The sequence below is a fragment of the Mesorhizobium sp. WSM3626 genome, assembly GCF_000513935.1.
GTDB lineage: Bacteria > Pseudomonadota > Alphaproteobacteria > Rhizobiales > Rhizobiaceae > Mesorhizobium > Mesorhizobium salmacidum.
This window is the reverse complement of sequence record NZ_AZUY01000004.1, coordinates 126,898-143,434: the sequence shown is the minus strand read 5'-3', so window position 1 is coordinate 143,434 and position 16,537 is coordinate 126,898. Positions and strand designations below refer to the sequence as shown.

Below are 16,537 nucleotides of genomic sequence, written 5' to 3'. Positions count from 1 at the left end.
ACTATGCATTGTCACGAGGAGCGGCGGCGCGGGAGAGCCGGTCGTTGATCGCCTCGCCGAGCCCGTCAAAGGGAATCGGCTCGACGGCGATGGTCCGCGCCCCGCTGCGGTCGAGATCCTGCATGTAGGCGAAGAGATTGCTTGCCGCTTCACGCAGGTCGCCTGAAACCGACAGGTTGAGGAAAGCGGTTGCGCCGCGCCAGCCTTCCGCTCTTTGGTCGCCAAAGCCGAGCAGCGCTTCGCCCTCGCCGATCGCCCGCGCATTGAGCCGCACCGCGGCACCCGGCGCGTAGTGCGAGGCCAGCATGCCCGGCGCTTCGACACCGGCAGCGCCGCCGCGCAGCAGGTCCATGCCGATGGCCGCCTCGATCTCCCCCGCGGCAATGCCACCGGGCCGAAGCAGGCGCAACCTTTCGCCTTCGGCCTTGACGATGGTCGATTCCAGCCCGACCGGTGTTGCGCCGCCATCGACCACCAGCTTGATGCGCGCGCCTAAATCCGCGGCCACCGCTTGCGCTGTCGTCGCGCTGATCTTGCCGGATGAATTGGCGCTGGGTGCCGCAAGCGGTCGGCCAAGGCTGGCGATCAGGTCACCGCCAAAACCCCTCGGCATGCGCAAGGCGATCGTGTCGAGCCCGGCGGTGACCAGCGGATGAATGCCGTTGCCGGGGCGCTGCGGCAGCACCAGCGTCAGCGGACCCGGCCAGAAGGCATGCGCGAGCTTCTTCGACAGCGGATCGAACGAAGCAATGCGCTCGGCCATCGCCATGTCGGCGACATGGGCGATCAGCGGATTGAAACGCGGCCGTCCCTTAGCCTCGAAAATGCGCGCCACGCCAATGCCGTTGGTGGCGTCGCCGGCCAGTCCATAGACGGTCTCGGTCGGAATGGCGACGACATCGCCGCCCTCAAGCAGCGCCAACGCCGGTTCCATCGCTTCGCCGACGGCAAGTATTTCAGCCACTCTCGTCACCTCGCGGATGCCGGCTGCGTAGTACGACAGCGTCGCCGGGGCAAGCGGGCATTGGCAATTCATCAATTCCTAAAATGCTATGTTTCCATGAAAGCCGGTATCAATCGCAGGGCACTATCGTGCGGCTTCTGGGCAATGGGGAGCTATGTCAGTGTCGATGCGCATTTGGGGAACGCTTGCTATCAGTCTGGCAGCTACGGCTGGCGGGGCTCAGGCCTCGTCGCTGATCTTTCCCAGCGCGCCTGCCTCGACGCCCTCCATCCTTGCGCTGAAGGCGACCGACGGCAAGGCGAGCGACGTGGTGTCCGTCGTTGCGCTTGGCGAGCCTGACGTCACCGATGAAAAGGTGGCGGCAATCCCGGACAAGGCCGGGGCAAGGCACGCCTTCCCGCTGAGCCCGATGATCATTCGCGGCGGGGTCGTCGGCGGCGCCTTCTCGACACCGGTGCAGGCCAAAACCCCGGCAGCGGCAACCGCCCCCGCCACGGCGACCGCCTCGGCCGCCCCCGCGCCTGCAGTGCAAGGGAAAGCAGCGGCACCGGCGGCAGCCGCACCGCGGCCGGCAGCCCGACAGCCCGCTTCGGGAGCCGGCAAGGTCAAATAGCGACCTCGCCAAACCGGGCAGTCAAAATGCTCGGCTGCTTGACGGCGGTTTGGCGCGCTGCGCACCATTGTCAGGCAAATTTCGTCCGGCGTATCTCGCCGGTCGGCGCCGCGGCCTGAATTTCGCCAAGCGGCTTCGGCAGACGGGATTGCATTGTTCAAGGCAAGGGGGTTGCTCATGAAAAAATCGAAGACCGTTACAGTGGCAGGGCTTCTGCTGGCGTCATTGCTTGGCGGCGCGGCCCATGCGGACGACATGCTGGGGTCCTATGTCGCGCGCATTTCCGATCGCGATCACCAGGCGAGCGACGGCTATGCGCTGGACGGCGCCGCGCAGATGGTGCGGCAGGACCGCGCCAACTGGCACAAATTCCATCGCCGCGACAGCGACGACGAGGGCGACGGCTGGTTCAGGACCAACGACCAGCGCGCCGACCTGCAGCGCATGCTGGAGCGCCCCGGCGCGATGAGTTCCTCGACCAAACGCGCCATCGTCAATGGCGAGCCGCTGATCCAGGTCGACGTCTATGAAAACAGCGTGCGCGTCAGCATTCTGGAGAACTGATCAAATCAGTTTGAAAAGACAACAAAAAGGGCGGCGCCAAAGCACCGCCCTTTCCTCGAGAAAACCTGTCACCTGAAATCAGGCCGCTTCTTCCTTGTCGTCGTCTTCTTCGTCGGACTCGCCGTCTTCGGATTCTTCTTCGCCCTCGGCGTCGTCGCCTTCGGCCTTCACGGCGTCATCGGCGTCGTCTTCGTCAGACTCTTCGCCGTCTTCATCATCGCCATCCTCGTCTTCATCAGACAGATCCGCGGCTTCGACCGTGGCGGCGGCGGCATGATCGAGGGCGGTTTCGGAAGCGGATTCAAGCGCCTCGGCGGGGGCCGAGGTTTCTTCTGTCACTTCGATTTCGTGATCGGAATTCATGGAAGCCTCCGTTGGGTTGGGGAACATGTCCCTTTTGCCACGGAGAGATCATCGTCATATGACTGTAAGCCGGCTCGAACGACCGGCTGGAAGATATTTTTCGTGGGCCTACAGCCCGGTTTATCCCTGCATGATGTTTTCCCTGCATGATCTTGTCCGAAAACCGGTGCCCACTTTTCGGGATCATGTTTCTCAGCCGGCGATTTTCGAGAAATCCGCGACCTGGCCGGTAGCGGTCCGAATACGGGCGAGCAGCGCAAGACGGTTGGCACGTACCGACAAGTCCTCATCATTCACGAGAACATGCTCAAAGAATGAATCAACGGGTTCACGCAACACGCTAAGCGCCAGCATGGCAGCGGAAAAGTCTTGGTTTTGAATCGCTTCGCCGGCTTGCTTCTCGGCCTGATTCACCGCCGCAAACAGCGACTTCTCGGCATCCTGCCGGAACAACGCCGGCTCAACGGTTTCGGCGACCGCCGTTTTCTTCTTCTCTTCGGCGGCCAGAATGTTGGCGGCACGCTTGGTGCCGGCGAGCAAATTCTTGCCGTCCTCGGTATCAAGGAAAGAGCCAAGCGCCTCGACGCGGCGCACGATCTGCAGGAGGTCGTCGGACTGCGGCGTGATGACGGCATCGATGAGATCGTGCCGCGCGCCCTGGTCGCGAAGATAGACTTTGAGACGATCGTGGAAGAAAGACAGGAGGTCGGCAATCAGCGGCGACAGCGATGCCTCAAGCTCCATCAGACGCTGGCCGTCAAAGAACTCTCGCTCCTGGTCAGCGGAGCCAAAGCTTTCTGAACTTGCCTTGGCCAGCCCGCCTTTCAACAGGTTGGAAATCAGGCCTGCTTCCAACAACAATCGGCTTGCGCCCTTGTAGTCGCGAATGCGCGAATCGAGCATGGCGACGACGCCGCGGCTCACAGTGCCTTCGCCTTTTTGTTCGTATGCGGCGAGTGCCGACGAGACCGCCGCCGCGATGGCGATGCCCAGTGAAAGCTTGAGCTTGTTTTCCAGTATGACCCGCACCACGCCTAGCGCCGATCGACGCAGCGCGTACGGATCCTTCGATCCCGTAGGCTTTTCGTCGATGGCCCAGAAGCCGACCAGCGTGTCCAGCTTGTCAGCGAGCGCGACAGCGACCGACACCGGGTCGCCCGGCACATAATCGGACGGGCCTTGTGGCTTGTAATGCTCCTCGATAGCCGCAGCCACAGATGCCGGTTCGCCCTGCAGCAGCGCATATTTTCGACCCATCGCGCCCTGGAGCTCGGGGAACTCGCCGACCACTTCGGTGGTGAGATCGGCTTTGGCGAGAACCGCCGCGCGACCTGCGAGCGCACTATCGGCGCCGACGATCGGCGCCAATTCCCTGGCAAGCCGGGCAATCCGCTCCACCCGCTCGCCCTGCGTACCGAGCTTGGCATGGAAGGTGACATTGAGATGGTCGAGCCGGGCCATGCGCTGGTCGAGCGGCTTCTTCAGATCGAGCCCGAACTTTTCAGCCGACGCTTCCAGCTCAACGAGATCAGGCAGATCGCCCTGGTCCGTCTTCCAGAAATAGAGCGCGTCGGACAGGCGGGCACGCACCACCTTGCCGTTGCCGTGCGCGATTTCCTTGCCGCCGTCACTGGCTTCGATGTTGGCGGTGAGAATGAAACGGTTGGAGAGCGCCTCGCCTTCCCCCTGCGGCCGCGTCACAAAGCATTTCTGGTTGGCGCGGATGGTCAGGCGGATCACCTCCGCCGGAATGGCCAGGAAAGCCTCTTCGAACTCGCCCATCAGCACGACAGGCCATTCGACCAGCCCGGATACTTCTTCAAGCAGTCCGTCGTCCTCGACAAGGTCGAGCCCGTTGGCGAAGGCGAGATTGCGGGCGTCGGCGAGGATGATCTCCTTGCGCCGGTCTGCATCGAGCACGACCTTGGCCGCTTCCAGCTTGCTCACATAATCGTCGAAGCGGCGCACGGCGATTTCGCCGGGCGCATGGAAACGGTGGCCGTAGGTGATGTTGCCCGAGCGGATACCGTCGATCTCGAAGTCGACCACGACCGGCTCCTCGGTCTCGGGGCCGAAGGTGCACAGGATCGATTGCAGCGGCCGCACCCAGCGCAGCGAGCCCGGCTTGGCCGAGGCCGGCCCCCAGCGCATCGACTTCGGCCAGGGGAAAGTGCGGATGATATCTGGCACCAGACAGGCGATGATCTCTTCGGCCGCCCTGCCCGACTTCGAAATGTGCGCGACATAGAAGTCGCCCTTCTTCGGGTCGGAATGGATATGCGCCTCGGCGATCGAAGACAGCCCGGCCTTGCGCAGAAAACCCTGGACCGCCTGTTCAGGCGCCGATGTCGACGGCCCCTTGATATCCTCGTGAATATCCTTCGAGCGTGCGTTGAGGCCACGGATATCGAGGGTGAGGCGCCGCGGCGTCCAATACTCACGCGCCGCCTCGTAGGTCAGCCGCGCCTCGACCAGACCGTCGGTCAGCATCTTCCTCAGATCACCCGCCGCCTTGCGCTGCATGCGAGCGGGAATCTCTTCCGAGCGAAGTTCTAGAAGCAGGTCAGGCATGGTTGGGGCTCACGCGGCAAAATGGTCCGCGCGGGGCATAGCAACTCGGCTGGCCGCTGTCACCCTTTCCAGAAATTTTGGCCACCTTGTCGGGACGAGCCGATGCCGCCCGTCCTTGGATCAAAGATTTCCATGAACCGAACGCAGTGCTGAAGCGACCCACGCTCAGGCAGGGAACTATTGGCTGAACGATCATGAAAACGGCATCCAGACTTCTTCAGATCCTCGCGCTCAGCGCCTGCTTCGCCGCGCAGGCTCACGGCGCCTTCTCGATGCCGGGCGTGCGGCAGGCGCTGCGGACGATGGCTGGTCCGAGCGGCCAGATCCTGCCGCCGATCAACGCTTTCCTCGAAATGATCAACGGCGGTTGAGACTCAGGCCGCCAGACCACCGGCTTGCGTCTTCAAGAACGCCTCGCCGCAGGCTTTCGCCAGATTGCGCACCCGCAGGATGTAGCTCTGGCGCTCGGTGACCGAGATCACGCCACGCGCGTCGAGCAGGTTGAAGACATGGCTCGCCTTGATGCACTGGTCATAGGCCGGGAAGACCATCTTGTGCATCGGCAGATTGTCGTTTGAGGCCGGCGCGCCGGCCTCGAGCAGCGCCTTGCACTCGGCCTCGGCGTCCTCGAAATGCCTGAGCAGCATCGCCGTGTTGGCGTATTCGAAATTGTGGCGCGAATATTCCTGCTCGGCCTGCAGGAACACATCGCCATAGGTGACCTTGTCGGCGCCCTCGCGGCCGTTGAAGTTGAGTTCGTAGACATTGTCGACGCCCTGCACATACATGGCCAGGCGCTCCAGGCCGTAGGTGAGTTCGCCCGCGACCGGCGCGCATTCGATGCCGCAGACCTGCTGGAAGTAGGTGAACTGCGACACTTCCATGCCGTCACACCAGCATTCCCAGCCAAGGCCCCAGGCGCCCAACGTCGGGCTTTCCCAGTCGTCCTCGACGAAGCGGATGTCGTGCAGCAACGGGTCGACGCCTATCGCCGCAAGCGAGCCGAGGTAAAGCTCCTGCAGGTTCGGCGGATTGGGCTTCAGGATCACCTGGTACTGGTAGTAGTGCTGCAGCCGGTTGGGATTCTCGCCGTAGCGGCCGTCCTTCGGACGTCGCGATGGTTGGACATAAGCGGCGTTCCAGCGCCTGGGCCCGAGCGCGCGCAGCGTCGTTGCGGGATGAAACGTGCCGGCCCCGACCTCCATGTCATAGGGCTGCAGGATAACGCAGCCATAAGCCGCCCAGTAATTGTGCAAGGTCAGGATCAGCCCCTGGAAGGAGCGGCTGGGATGCATATGGGCTGATATTTCAATCGTCACGGTGGCCTCGGCGACACAGGCTAGCTTGCGGCCACGTCCTAGAGACACGGCGGCGAAGCGTCAAGCAAGGCGCGTCCGATGCGGGCCGTCGTGAGCATGCCGGGGGATGTTGAAAACTTTGCGTGCGACTGGCCCATTGCTCGCCGCCACGGTCCGCGATCCAACAAAGCGTCCGCTTCAAGCACAGCAGGTTCAGCCATGTCCAACCCGATCACCATCCGCCCCGTCACGCGCCAGGATTGCGACCGATGGCTGCCGCTGTGGGACGGCTACAATGCGTTCTATGGCCGTTCGGGCGAGACGGCGCTGGCAAGCGACATCACCGCGATGACATGGTCGCGCTTCTTCGACGCCTACGAGCCGGTCCATGCGCTGGTCGCCGAGAGCGGGGGCCAGCTTCTTGGCCTCGTCCATTACCTGTTCCACCGCAGCACCACGGCGATCGCGCCGAACTGCTATCTGCAGGACCTTTTCACCAACGAGGCCTCGCGCGGCAAAGGCATCGGCCGGGCGCTGATCGAAGGCGTCTACGAGCGCGCCCAGGCGGCCGGTTCCGGCCGGGTATATTGGCTGACGCATGAAACCAATCACACGGCAATGAAGCTCTATGACACGGTCGACGAACGCTCGGGCTTCGTCGTCTATCGCAAGATGTTCTGAGGACGTTTCCGGCGCGCCGGCAGGCATTTTTGAGCGGAACAGATATCAAAACGAAAACGGGGCCCTGAGAGCCCCGTTCGCATTCCAAAAAAGGCGATTTTCAGCCCTTGGGGGCCGGAACCGGCTCCGGCTTGACCTTCGGGGTCTCCTGCGCCGTGTTGGATTCGATCGGCGGCAGGCCCTTCATCAGCTTCTGCTGCAGGGTGGCCAGCACGTCGGGATCGGGCTTCAGGTCGCGGGCCTGGTTCCACTGGAAGGTGGCTTCCAGCTTGCGGCCGACGCGCCAATAGGCGTCGCCGAGATGGTCGTTCAGAACCGGATCTTCCGGCTTCAGCGCGACCGCGCGTTCCATCTCGCGCACGGCGTCATCAAAGCGGCCGAGGCGGAAATAGGCCCAACCCAGGGAATCGACGATGTAGCCGTCGCTTGGCCTGAGATCGACGGCCTTCTGGATCATCTCCAGGCCTTCCTTCAGGTTGGTGTTCATGTCGACCCAGGAATAGCCGAGATAGTTCAGCACCTGCGGCTGATCCGGCTGCAATTCCAGCGCCTTGCGGAAATTCGGCTCGGCCTTCGGCCATTCCTTCAGCCGCTCATAGGCGATACCGCGCTGATAGAAGATGTTCCAGTTGGCGGCGGTTGGCGTCTTCAGCGCCTCGACGGCCTTGTCGTAGAGATTTGCGGCGGAGCGGAAATCATCCTTCGAGGAGTAGACTCCGCCGAGCGCCAGATAGGCGCGCATGTCATTGGGATGGGCCTCGACGAAAGCCTTCAGATGCGTGATCGCCTCGTCATGGCGGTCGAGATCGGCAAGATTGAGGCCAAGCTGCAGGTCCGAAATCTCCTTCAGCGGCGAAGAGTCCGGGATGCGCCGATAGAGCGCGATGGCGCCTTCCCCGTCCTTCAGCTGTTCGGCGACGGCGGCGAGCTGCACGAGGGCCGCGTCACTGTCGGGCTTCAGGGCCAGGGCATATTGCAGATAGAGGCGCACGAACGGCTCGCCGCCGCCACGGTTGAGCGCGGTGGCAAGATCAAGCAGGATTTCGGAAGCACCGTCGGACGGACCGGAAACGAAGGGCGCAATCTTGTCGCCCTTGCTGATCCTGTCACGCAAGGCGACGATTTCCAGCTTGCCCGGCGAGAACGCCTCGGCCTGGTCGAGCACCGAGATCGCCTTGGCCTTGTCACCCTTGCGGGCCAGGAACGATGCATAGGCCTGCGCGTTGCGCATCCAGGTTTCAGGCGCCGCACCGCCGGCCGTGGCATCCTGCATCGTCGCCGCGTAGATCGCCTCGGCCTTTTCGGGCATACCAGACGCATCGGCGATCAGGGCGCGGTGGAAGGATTTGAACAGGCCGAACCAGTCCGGCCCCTGCAGCTTGTCGATCGAAGCCATCGCTTCGCCGGCCTGACCGGCACCTTGTTCGGCCCAGCCGGACATGACGCCGGAGATCAGCCGGTCGAGGTCGGATTCCAGCGACAGCTTGAGCCAGTACTGCGCCTTGGTGAAATCCTTCTTGTGGAAGGAATCGACGGCCAGCGCCAGGCGCGAGAAGCGCTCCACATCGGGCACTTCCTTGAGCTTGTCGGCATAGACCAGCGATTCGTCGAAGCGGCCTTGCGCGATCAACGATAGCATCAGGCTCTGCTGCAGTGCGGTGTCGCTCGGATTGAAGGCCAAGGCCTGCTTGTAGTACGCTATGGCGCTGTCGAGGTCGTTGTCGCCCTCGGCGATCCGGGCAGCCAGATAAGCGCCCGAGAACGACGAGATCTTGACCGGTTCGGTGGATTGCTTGGCATAGGCCGGCAAAGCCGAGATCGCCATGCCCGTCACAATTGCCAGCCTTGTCAGCCAGCGCGCACGTCCTTGCTGCATCATATCCCTTTCAGCCAGGCGCCATCTCCGCGTCAGCGGGATCGACCCAGACTCGATCTTTCCAGGCAAAGCATGGCCTTTTTGGGGTCGCGCTTCAATCCGCCCGAAATTCACAATCGGGTCACCCGATTAACAAACCATGGCTAAAAGGGACAGTTTTGCGTCTCAACGGGCCGTTGCAACCGTGTATCGCGATAGCCGCCACTTGCCACTGTGCCGCACAGCCCGCTCCATTCGCAGCCCCCGCATGCCTTGCGCACGTGGCCGGCCGAAAACGCCAGCCGCAGCCGCATCAGGGTCGCGGCATCGAGATCGAGGCGGACGCCGTCCCGGATCGGCCGAGCCAGCAGCGCTTCCACGTCATCGCCGGCCTGCCGGTCCCGCCCGGCCGCGCTGTCGCGCAAGCAGTGCGGTTCCGGTTCGCCAAGCAACGGGGCGCAGATGTCGTCCGGGCCGGAGACGAGGAGGATGTCCTCGCCCCGGCTCAGGCGCTCCGCGATCCTGTCATAATTGGCGGTGAAAGCGGGGCTGTATCCCTTGCCCACATAGGTGAGCAGGCAAAGGAGATGATGGGCGCGAAGCCTGATCGTCACGGCTTCGGCAAGTTCATCTTGCCACGCGGGAGCGCCATCAGCGTCGCGGCGCCAAGCGCCGACTTCAGCAATCCGCCGACGATAAACGGCACGAAGCCGAAGGTGATGGCCTTCTCGGCGCCGATCATGACGGCAAGCCAGGCCGTGCCGAGAGCCAGGCAGGCGACGTTGCCGAGCAGCATGGCGGCGAAGGCAAGCAAAACCCTGTTGCCGTTCCAGCCGCGTTCGGCCAACCAGCCTACCAGCGCGCCGGTGATGGGGAAGGCAAAGAGATAGCCGCCCGTCGGGCCGACGAAATGCTGTATGCCGGCAGCGCCGCCGGCAAGGACCGGGAAGCCGACAGCGCCTTCGACCAGCCATGCGGCGATCGTCACGGCGCCAAGCCGCCAGCCATAGAGCGCGCCGATCAGCGTTACCGCGAAGGTCTGCATGGTCACGGGAACAGGCACCATCGGCACCTCGATGTAGGAGGAGAGCGCCAGGAAGAGCGTGCCGAGCACGACGGCGCCGGCCTGCCAGCCGAGCGATCGCTGCTGGAGGCGCAGCGGGCTGAAGGACGGTCTGGCGGACGAAAATGCGAGGTTGGTCATAGGCTTCCCTTCGGTCGATCCAAAATTATAGATAATTTATGCCTTCGATCTATTATCGAATCCACATTTTTGGAGTGATAGCAAGCCCAGGCTCGGGAAAAGGGCGCTTAACCCACGATCGCGAAGGCTTCGCGCGTGGCGCCGGACGCTGTCCTGACCGGCTTGCGGCCAATCCATTGGACATGCCGTCCCAGTGTTGCCGCGGCCGATTCGGTATTTCCCTGCCGCAAGGCGCTGAGGATCGCCCGGTGGTCCTGATCGGTGCGCGTCTCCCACTCCGAGCGCCATGCCGCGAACAGGAATCGTGCGCTTGCCGCGTGCAGGTCGTCGATGGTGGCAAGCAGGCGCGGCATGCCGCATGGCGCAAGGATCAGCCGGTGAAAGGCACGATTGGCCTCCTCCCACGACCTGACATCGCGGGATTTGTCGCCGGCCTTGGTCGCCTCCTCGGCCTGGTCGAGAATGGCCGAGGTCAGATGCGGCGCGGCGTGGCGCAGTGCCAGCACTTCGAGCGCCGCCCGCATTTCGGCGACCTCCTTGACCTCACCCAGATCGAAGGCCGCCACGCGCACGCCACGGCGCGGCTCGCTGACGGCGAGCCCCTGCGCCTCGAGGCGGCGGAAAGCCTCGCGCACGGGAACATGGCTGGTGTTGAATTCCTCGGCGACATGATCCTGCCGCAGCCTCGCCCCCGGCTCGATCGCGCCGGAAATGATGCGATCCGCCAATACCTTGCCGATGCGCACCGCTATGGTGTCGTCCGTGCCCTTTGCCATGATTTATAGATAATTTGCGGCAAGGCGGCTTGTCGAGACGGCAGGGTCGAATTCACAGGCGTCTTTTCACTGGCGCAGCCCCGGGAAACCCAGCGAAAGCCGGTCGCCTCAGTTCACCCGGCTGATGCAGAAATCGATGACGTCGATCAGCGCCGATTTCTGCGGCGTCTCTTCCAGAGGCGCCAAGGCGTCGCGGGCGATCTCGCCGAAATGGCTGGCGCGCCCGATCGTGTCGGCAATGGCGCCATGGCGGGTCATCAGGCCGATCGCCTTTTCCAGCCCGGCGTCGTCGACCACATTGTCCTCGATGGCACGCTTCCAGAAGGTGCGTTCGGCCTTGCTGCCGCGCCGGTAGGCGAGGATGACCGGCAAGGTCACCTTGCCCTCGCGGAAATCGTCGCCGACATTCTTGCCGAGATCCTTGCTGGTGCCGCCATAGTCCAACGCATCGTCGATGAGCTGGAAGGCAAGACCGAGATTCATTCCGTAGGAGCGCAGCGCAGCGCGATCGTTGCGGGTCGCCTGGGCGATAACCGGGCCAACCTCGGCGGCGGCCGAAAACAGCGCTGCGGTCTTCGCCTTGATGACGGCGAAGTGCTCGTCCTCGGTGGTTTCGAGGTTCTTGGCGGCGGCAAGCTGCATGACCTCGCCCTCGGCGATGATCGAGGCGGCGCTCGACAGGATGTCGAGCGCTTCGAGCGAGCCGACATCGACCATCATGCGGAAGGCCTGGCCGAGCAGGAAGTCACCGACCAGCACACTGGCCTGGTTGCCCCAGATCATGCGAGCCGTCTTCTTGCCGCGCCGCATGCCGCTTTCATCGACAACGTCGTCATGCAGAAGCGTGGCCGTATGCATGAACTCGACCGAAGTGGCGAGCTTGACATGGCCCTCGCCGGCATAGCCGAACATCTGCGCCGCAGCCAACGTCAGCATTGGCCTGAGCCGCTTGCCGCCGGACGAGATCAGATGGTTGGCGACTTCGGGAATCATCTCGACGTCGGAGCCGGCCTTGGACAGGATCAGTTTGTTGACGCGCCCCATATCGGCCGCCGTCAGATCGATCAAATCCTTGATGGAGGCGGGCTCCCGCTTCCCGTTTTCGATGTTGAGAACGACACCCACGACAATCACTCCCGTCTTGGTATAACGCGTGCGACGGCACCCTTAGTCCCGGCACGGACTCTAGGGCGGCGGGCACGGCCACGGCAAGTGGCGAATTGGCGCGGCGGCGACGACAGCCTGTCAACGTCGGCAAACGCGGGAGTGCGGCCGCACGTTTACATGCATGCTGCAACCTGCGAGTTTCTTGCGATGATAGAGCTAATCCGCACCAACGACGCCGTCATCATCTCGTTTGTCGAATCGCTGATGCGCGACGCCGGCATCGGCTGCTTCGTCGCCGACCAGAATATGAGCGTGCTCGACGGCTCGCTCGGCATCCTGCCGCGGCGCGTCATGGTCGACGCCGACCAGGCCGACGCAGCGCGACGCATCCTGACCGACGCCGGCATCGCCAACGAGATCCGCCAGAAATAATGTCCGCCGCGCCAGCCACCCTTGACACGGATATGCCGGCCCACACGGTCGATGCCTTCCACCGCGGCCGGTTCTGGCTCGTGCAGCCCAAGCATGGCGGCCATCGCGCCGGGATGGATGCGATGATGCTGGCCGCATCGGTGCCATCCTCGTTTGGCGGGCGGGTCGCCGATTTCGGGGCGGGCGCCGGTGCTGCCGGTCTGGCAGTGCTGTCGCGCTGTCCGGACGCCCAGGCTGTGCTGGTCGAACGCGCGCCTGAGATGGCGGCCTTCGCGGCGGCCACGCTTGCCCATCCCGGCAATGCGCATCTCAGCGATCGCGCGGCCGTGCTTGTCGCCGATGTCACCGTTTCGGGCCGGGCCAGGGCCGCCGCCGGCCTTGCCGACAATGATTTCGACTTCGTCATCATGAACCCGCCTTTCAACGCCGCACGGGACCGCGCCACATCGGACCGCCTGCGAAAAGAGGCCCATGTCATGGAGGATGGCCTGTTCGAAAACTGGATCCGCAGTGCGGCAGCGGTTGTCAGGCCGCGCGGCGGGCTTGCCGTGATCGCCCGCCCCGAACAGCTCGGCTCCATTCTCGACGCGATTTCAGGCCGCTTCGGCGAAGCCGAGATGCTCGCCGTGCACCCTCGCCCGGACGCGGCGGCGATCCGCATTATCGTGCGGGCGGCGCTTGGGGCGCGGGGAAAGCTCGCCATCCGTCCGCCCCTGATGCTTCACGCGCGATCGGGCAACGGCCCCGACGAGCGCAGCGAAATGATAACCAACGGGCTCGCCTCGCTGTTCGGAGACTGAGCTGTTCGCGGCCTGAACATTGCCGTTGGCCGGGAAATCACTACATGCCTGCAACCATCGCCGGAGACCACTTCATCGTGAAACGTCTTTTCAACCGTCTGCTGCCGAAGTCCTGGCGCTCCACCGTCGACACCATTCCGGTCATCCGGCTGCACGGCACCATCATGGCCGGCGGCGGTCCGTTCCGGCCGAGCCTGTCGCTTGCCTCCACCGCCGGGCTGATCGAAAAGGCGTTTTCCTTCGACGCGCCGGCAGTCGCGATCTCGATCAACTCCCCCGGCGGCTCGCCGGTGCAGTCGCGGCTGATTTTTAAGCGAATTCGTGACCTTGCGGTCGAGAACAACAAAAAGGTGCTTGTCTTCGTCGAGGATGTCGCGGCGTCTGGCGGCTACATGATCGCTGTCGCCGGCGACGAGGTCTTCGCCGACCCCTCCTCCATCGTCGGATCGATCGGCGTGGTATCGGCCTCGTTCGGTTTCCCGGAACTGATGAAGAAGATCGGCATCGAGCGCCGTGTCCACACCGCCGGCCAGAACAAGGCAGTGCTCGATCCGTTCAAGCCCGAGAAAAAGGAAGACGTCGAGCGGCTGAAGGTGCTGCAGCTCGAAGTGCACGAGACCTTCATCGATCTGGTCAAGGAGCGGCGCGGCACGAAGCTGGCGGACGATCCGGAGCTGTTCACCGGACTGTTCTGGACCGGCAAGAGAGGCTTGGAACTCGGCCTCGTCGATGCGCTCGGCGACATGCGCACGGTACTGAAGACCCGCTTCGGGCCGAAGACCCAGCTCAAGCTGATAACGGCGCCGCGCGGTCTGTTCGGCCGCTTCGGACTGTTCGGCTCGAGCAAGGGCTTTTCAGCGCCCGATATCGCCGCGGCAGCGGCCAGCGGCATCATTGATGCGGCGGAAGAGCGCGCATTGTGGGCGCGCTTCGGGCTTTGAAAAAGCCGTGAAAGCGTCTAGCATGGTTGCCCGAAAGACCCGACCGGCCGCCCTTACCGGCCCAGCGTGGTAGGAGTTTTGACATGCCGCAGCTTATTTTCTTTGCCGTCGTCGGCATTGCCGCCTATTTCGGCTACCGCACCTTCCTGCGCGAGGCTGAGCGCGTGACGGCCAAGGTACGGCGGACCGAAAAGCAGGCGGCCAACGGCGCGATGGGAACGCTGGTCAAGGATCCGAAGACCGGCGAATACCGGCTGGCCAAGGACTGACCCTCATTTCACTCGCAATCGAGACTGTGGAGTCCGGTCCGGATGTCCGGACATGGGCAGCACCCGCCAAGATAAACCTTGCCCTGCACGTCACCGGCAGACGCCCCGACGGCTATCATCTTATCGAAAGCCTGGCTGTGTTCACGCGCTTTGGCGACAGGATCGAGATCGCGCCGGCTGAAGGCGACGATTTCACCGTATCCGGCCGCTACGCGCCGGACGTTCCGCCCGATGGCAACAATCTGGTGCTCAAGGCACGCGACGCGTTACGGCAGGCGGCTGGTCTTCGGAGCACGCCGCCCGTGATCATCAGGCTCGAAAAGAACCTTCCAGTCGCGTCCGGCGTGGGCGGAGGGTCGAGCGACGCGGCGGCCGTGCTGCGCGGGCTGGCCGACAGCTGGGGGCTGGACATCGATAGCGCCGAGCTGGCGCGGATCGGTCTCTCGCTTGGCGCCGATGTGCCGATGTGCCTGGCGGAAAAGCCGCTGGTGGCGCGCGGCATCGGTGAGGAGCTGTCGATGGTGCCGGATTTTTCGGCGCTGGGTCTGGTGCTGGTCAATCCGGGCACGCCGGTCTCGACGGCGGAAATCTTCGCAGCACTGTCCCGGCGCGACAATGAGCCACTGCCGCCGCTGCCGCGCTTCATCGAGTTTCACAGCCTGCGCAACTGGCTGGAGATCACCCGCAACGATCTCGAACCTGCGGCCCTTGCGATGCGGCCCGCCATAGGCAGGGCGCTTTCATGGCTTGATAAGGCGGGATCGGGTTTTTCACGAATGTCCGGATCGGGCGCGACATGCTTCGGCCTGTTCGAGACCGGCAATGTCGCCAAGCGCGCGGCCGCCGAGATCCGCAGCCGCCAGCCCGACTGGTTCGTCGCGGCAACACGCAGCATTGGATCGGAGGCTGAGTGAGATGGCCAGGATTGACGAGAGCCGTGCCTTCATTCCGGTGCGCATCGCGGTGCTGACGGTTTCCGACACACGCAGCCTCGCCAACGACAAATCCGGCCAGACGCTGGCCGATCGCATCACCGAGGCCGGCCACATCCTGGCCGGCCGGGATATCGTCACCGACGACCGCGAAAAAATCCGTGACACCGTTCTGGCGTGGTCGCGGGACAAGGCCATCGACGTCGTGATCACCACCGGCGGAACCGGTTTCACCGGCCGCGATGTGACGCCCGAGGCGCTGGAGCCGATTTTCGAAAAGCGCATGGATGGCTTTTCGGAAGTTTTCCACCGCATCTCCTACGACAAGATCGGCACCTCGACGATCCAGAGCCGGGCGACCGGCGGCGTCGTCAACGCCACTTTCGTCTTCGTGCTGCCGGGCTCGCCCGGCGCCTGCAAGGATGCCTGGGACGGCATCCTCAAGGCACAGCTCGACTACCGGCACATGCCCTGCAACTTCGTCGAGATCATGCCGCGCCTGGACGAACATTTGCGGCGCGGCAAATCGGCCCCTTAAAAAGCAACGCCACGCAGAGCAGCTGCAAAATCACCTCGGAGAGCGCTGCGCCTGCCTCGGTGGCGCCACCCAGATCTCGGCGTCGAGCTTCTTAGTCGCCAGACCGCGCGCCAACGCCTCGGCGCTGCCGGCAGTCTTGGACAGAGATGCCGCCTGCCGCTTGCTGATCACCAGTCCGTCGGCGAGAGCACGGTTTGCGGAAAAGACCCGGGCCAGGAACGGCGTACGGCTGCCCCGCGCCCGCGAGAACCGGGCGGCCATGGTCTGCCTGGCCGTATGGGCGACGACCGCGTCGATCCAGCCCTCTACCAGTCTCGCACCCGGTTCGAGAAACAGCAGCCAGTCACCCTTGGCCTGGCGGATGCCGGCGGCGATGCCGCCGCTCCCCACATAGTGGCAGCCGGCATGCTCGGCGACACGATGCGTGTGGTCGATGGAACCGGTGTCGCAGACGACGACCTCGCGCACCACGCCCTCGACCGCGCCGCCAATCAGCGTCGCCAGCGTGCGGGCAAGACCCTCCTCGTCATTATGCGTTTCGATGAGAACACTGAGCATCGTGAGCCGAATAGCGGAAACCACTGACCGACGCCAGTTTTTGCATCGCGCCATAGAAAAGTTCTTGCTTT

Annotated in this window: 20 protein-coding genes; 10 read left to right on the top strand and 10 right to left on the bottom strand. The window is 63.8% G+C overall.

Going from position 1 to position 16,537, the window contains the following annotated elements; translation table 11 throughout:
* Window position 1 precedes the first annotated feature (1 nt).
* Window positions 2-964, bottom strand: coding sequence for an L-threonylcarbamoyladenylate synthase (locus M653_RS0105030; protein ID WP_027142324.1), 963 nt, complete (start codon window positions 962-964; stop codon window positions 2-4).
* A gap of 166 nt (window positions 965-1,130) precedes the next feature.
* Between M653_RS0105030 and M653_RS0105025 the strand changes: the two genes are divergently transcribed.
* Window positions 1,131-1,577: a hypothetical protein gene (locus tag M653_RS0105025; RefSeq protein WP_245262062.1), complete on the top strand. Its 447-nt coding sequence runs from the start codon at window positions 1,131-1,133 to the stop codon at window positions 1,575-1,577.
* A gap of 177 nt (window positions 1,578-1,754) precedes the next feature.
* Window positions 1,755-2,141 (top strand): hypothetical protein, encoded by a 387-nt coding sequence (locus M653_RS0105015; RefSeq protein WP_027142322.1) that lies wholly within the window; start codon window positions 1,755-1,757, stop codon window positions 2,139-2,141.
* A 78-nt stretch (window positions 2,142-2,219) separates the two neighbouring features.
* Here the strand turns inward: M653_RS0105015 and M653_RS0105010 are convergent, their stop codons facing one another.
* On the bottom strand, window positions 2,220-2,504 hold the full coding sequence (locus M653_RS0105010) for a hypothetical protein (protein ID WP_027142321.1): 285 nt from the start codon (window positions 2,502-2,504) through the stop codon (window positions 2,220-2,222).
* Window positions 2,505-2,696: 192 nt separating this feature from the next.
* Window positions 2,697-5,075: a glycine--tRNA ligase subunit beta gene (gene glyS, locus M653_RS0105005; RefSeq protein WP_027142320.1), complete on the bottom strand. Its 2,379-nt coding sequence runs from the start codon at window positions 5,073-5,075 to the stop codon at window positions 2,697-2,699.
* Between the two features lie 194 nt (window positions 5,076-5,269).
* Between glyS and M653_RS1000000137205 the strand changes: the two genes are divergently transcribed.
* A complete protein-coding gene (locus tag M653_RS1000000137205; protein WP_198028715.1) occupies window positions 5,270-5,446 on the top strand; it encodes a hypothetical protein in 177 nt (58 codons plus the stop codon).
* Window positions 5,447-5,449: 3 nt separating this feature from the next.
* Here the strand turns inward: M653_RS1000000137205 and M653_RS0104995 are convergent, their stop codons facing one another.
* Window positions 5,450-6,394, bottom strand: coding sequence for a glycine--tRNA ligase subunit alpha (locus M653_RS0104995; RefSeq protein ID WP_027142319.1), 945 nt, complete (start codon window positions 6,392-6,394; stop codon window positions 5,450-5,452).
* A 198-nt stretch (window positions 6,395-6,592) separates the two neighbouring features.
* Here M653_RS0104995 and M653_RS0104990 point away from each other — a divergent pair, with 198 nt between their 5' ends.
* Window positions 6,593-7,054: a GNAT family N-acetyltransferase gene (locus M653_RS0104990; protein ID WP_027142318.1), complete on the top strand. Its 462-nt coding sequence runs from the start codon at window positions 6,593-6,595 to the stop codon at window positions 7,052-7,054.
* Between the two features lie 100 nt (window positions 7,055-7,154).
* On the opposite strand, the gene M653_RS0104985 is transcribed toward M653_RS0104990, so the two are convergent.
* The 5 genes from M653_RS0104985 to M653_RS0104965 form a co-directional block, all read right to left on the bottom strand.
* Window positions 7,155-8,930 carry a tetratricopeptide repeat protein gene (locus M653_RS0104985; protein WP_027142317.1) on the bottom strand — a complete coding sequence of 592 codons (1,776 nt, stop codon included), beginning with the start codon at window positions 8,928-8,930 and terminating at the stop codon, window positions 7,155-7,157.
* 143 nt (window positions 8,931-9,073) lie between these two features.
* Window positions 9,074-9,523: a DUF1284 domain-containing protein gene (locus M653_RS0104980; protein ID WP_027142316.1), complete on the bottom strand. Its 450-nt coding sequence runs from the start codon at window positions 9,521-9,523 to the stop codon at window positions 9,074-9,076.
* Window positions 9,520-10,113 (bottom strand): biotin transporter BioY, encoded by a 594-nt coding sequence (locus M653_RS0104975; protein ID WP_027142315.1) that lies wholly within the window; start codon window positions 10,111-10,113, stop codon window positions 9,520-9,522. The genes M653_RS0104980 and M653_RS0104975 overlap by 4 nt, the downstream gene beginning before the upstream one ends.
* 107 nt (window positions 10,114-10,220) lie before the next feature.
* Window positions 10,221-10,889: a GntR family transcriptional regulator gene (locus M653_RS0104970; protein ID WP_027142314.1), complete on the bottom strand. Its 669-nt coding sequence runs from the start codon at window positions 10,887-10,889 to the stop codon at window positions 10,221-10,223.
* 108 nt (window positions 10,890-10,997) lie between these two features.
* On the bottom strand, window positions 10,998-12,014 hold the full coding sequence (locus M653_RS0104965) for a polyprenyl synthetase family protein (protein ID WP_027142313.1): 1,017 nt from the start codon (window positions 12,012-12,014) through the stop codon (window positions 10,998-11,000).
* A gap of 189 nt (window positions 12,015-12,203) precedes the next feature.
* Between M653_RS0104965 and M653_RS0104960 the strand changes: the two genes are divergently transcribed.
* The 6 genes from M653_RS0104960 (at window position 12,204) to moaB (ending at window position 15,908) form a co-directional block, all read left to right on the top strand.
* Complete coding sequence (locus M653_RS0104960) at window positions 12,204-12,428, top strand: DUF2007 domain-containing protein (RefSeq protein ID WP_027142312.1); 225 nt, start codon at window positions 12,204-12,206, stop codon at window positions 12,426-12,428.
* The gene (locus M653_RS0104955; protein WP_032935011.1) at window positions 12,428-13,228 is read left to right on the top strand and encodes a methyltransferase; all 801 of its coding nucleotides are present in this window, start codon (window positions 12,428-12,430) and stop codon (window positions 13,226-13,228) included. The genes M653_RS0104960 and M653_RS0104955 overlap by 1 nt, the downstream gene beginning before the upstream one ends.
* A 77-nt stretch (window positions 13,229-13,305) precedes the next feature.
* Entirely contained in the window at window positions 13,306-14,169 is an 864-nt protein-coding gene (locus M653_RS0104950) for a S49 family peptidase (RefSeq protein WP_027142310.1), read from the top strand.
* 83 nt (window positions 14,170-14,252) lie between these two features.
* Window positions 14,253-14,438, top strand: a complete 186-nt coding sequence (locus M653_RS0104945) for a membrane protein (RefSeq protein ID WP_027142309.1) — start codon at window positions 14,253-14,255, stop codon at window positions 14,436-14,438.
* A gap of 26 nt (window positions 14,439-14,464) precedes the next feature.
* On the top strand, window positions 14,465-15,352 hold the full coding sequence (locus tag M653_RS0104940; RefSeq protein WP_027142308.1) for a 4-(cytidine 5'-diphospho)-2-C-methyl-D-erythritol kinase: 888 nt from the start codon (window positions 14,465-14,467) through the stop codon (window positions 15,350-15,352).
* 1 nt (window position 15,353) lies between these two features.
* Window positions 15,354-15,908: a molybdenum cofactor biosynthesis protein B gene (moaB, locus tag M653_RS0104935; RefSeq protein ID WP_027142307.1), complete on the top strand. Its 555-nt coding sequence runs from the start codon at window positions 15,354-15,356 to the stop codon at window positions 15,906-15,908.
* Between the two features lie 30 nt (window positions 15,909-15,938).
* Here moaB and M653_RS0104930 read toward each other — a convergent pair whose 3' ends face one another.
* Window positions 15,939-16,466 carry a glycosyltransferase gene (locus M653_RS0104930; RefSeq protein ID WP_027142306.1) on the bottom strand — a complete coding sequence of 176 codons (528 nt, stop codon included), beginning with the start codon at window positions 16,464-16,466 and terminating at the stop codon, window positions 15,939-15,941.
* Between the last annotated feature and the right edge of the window lie 71 nt (window positions 16,467-16,537).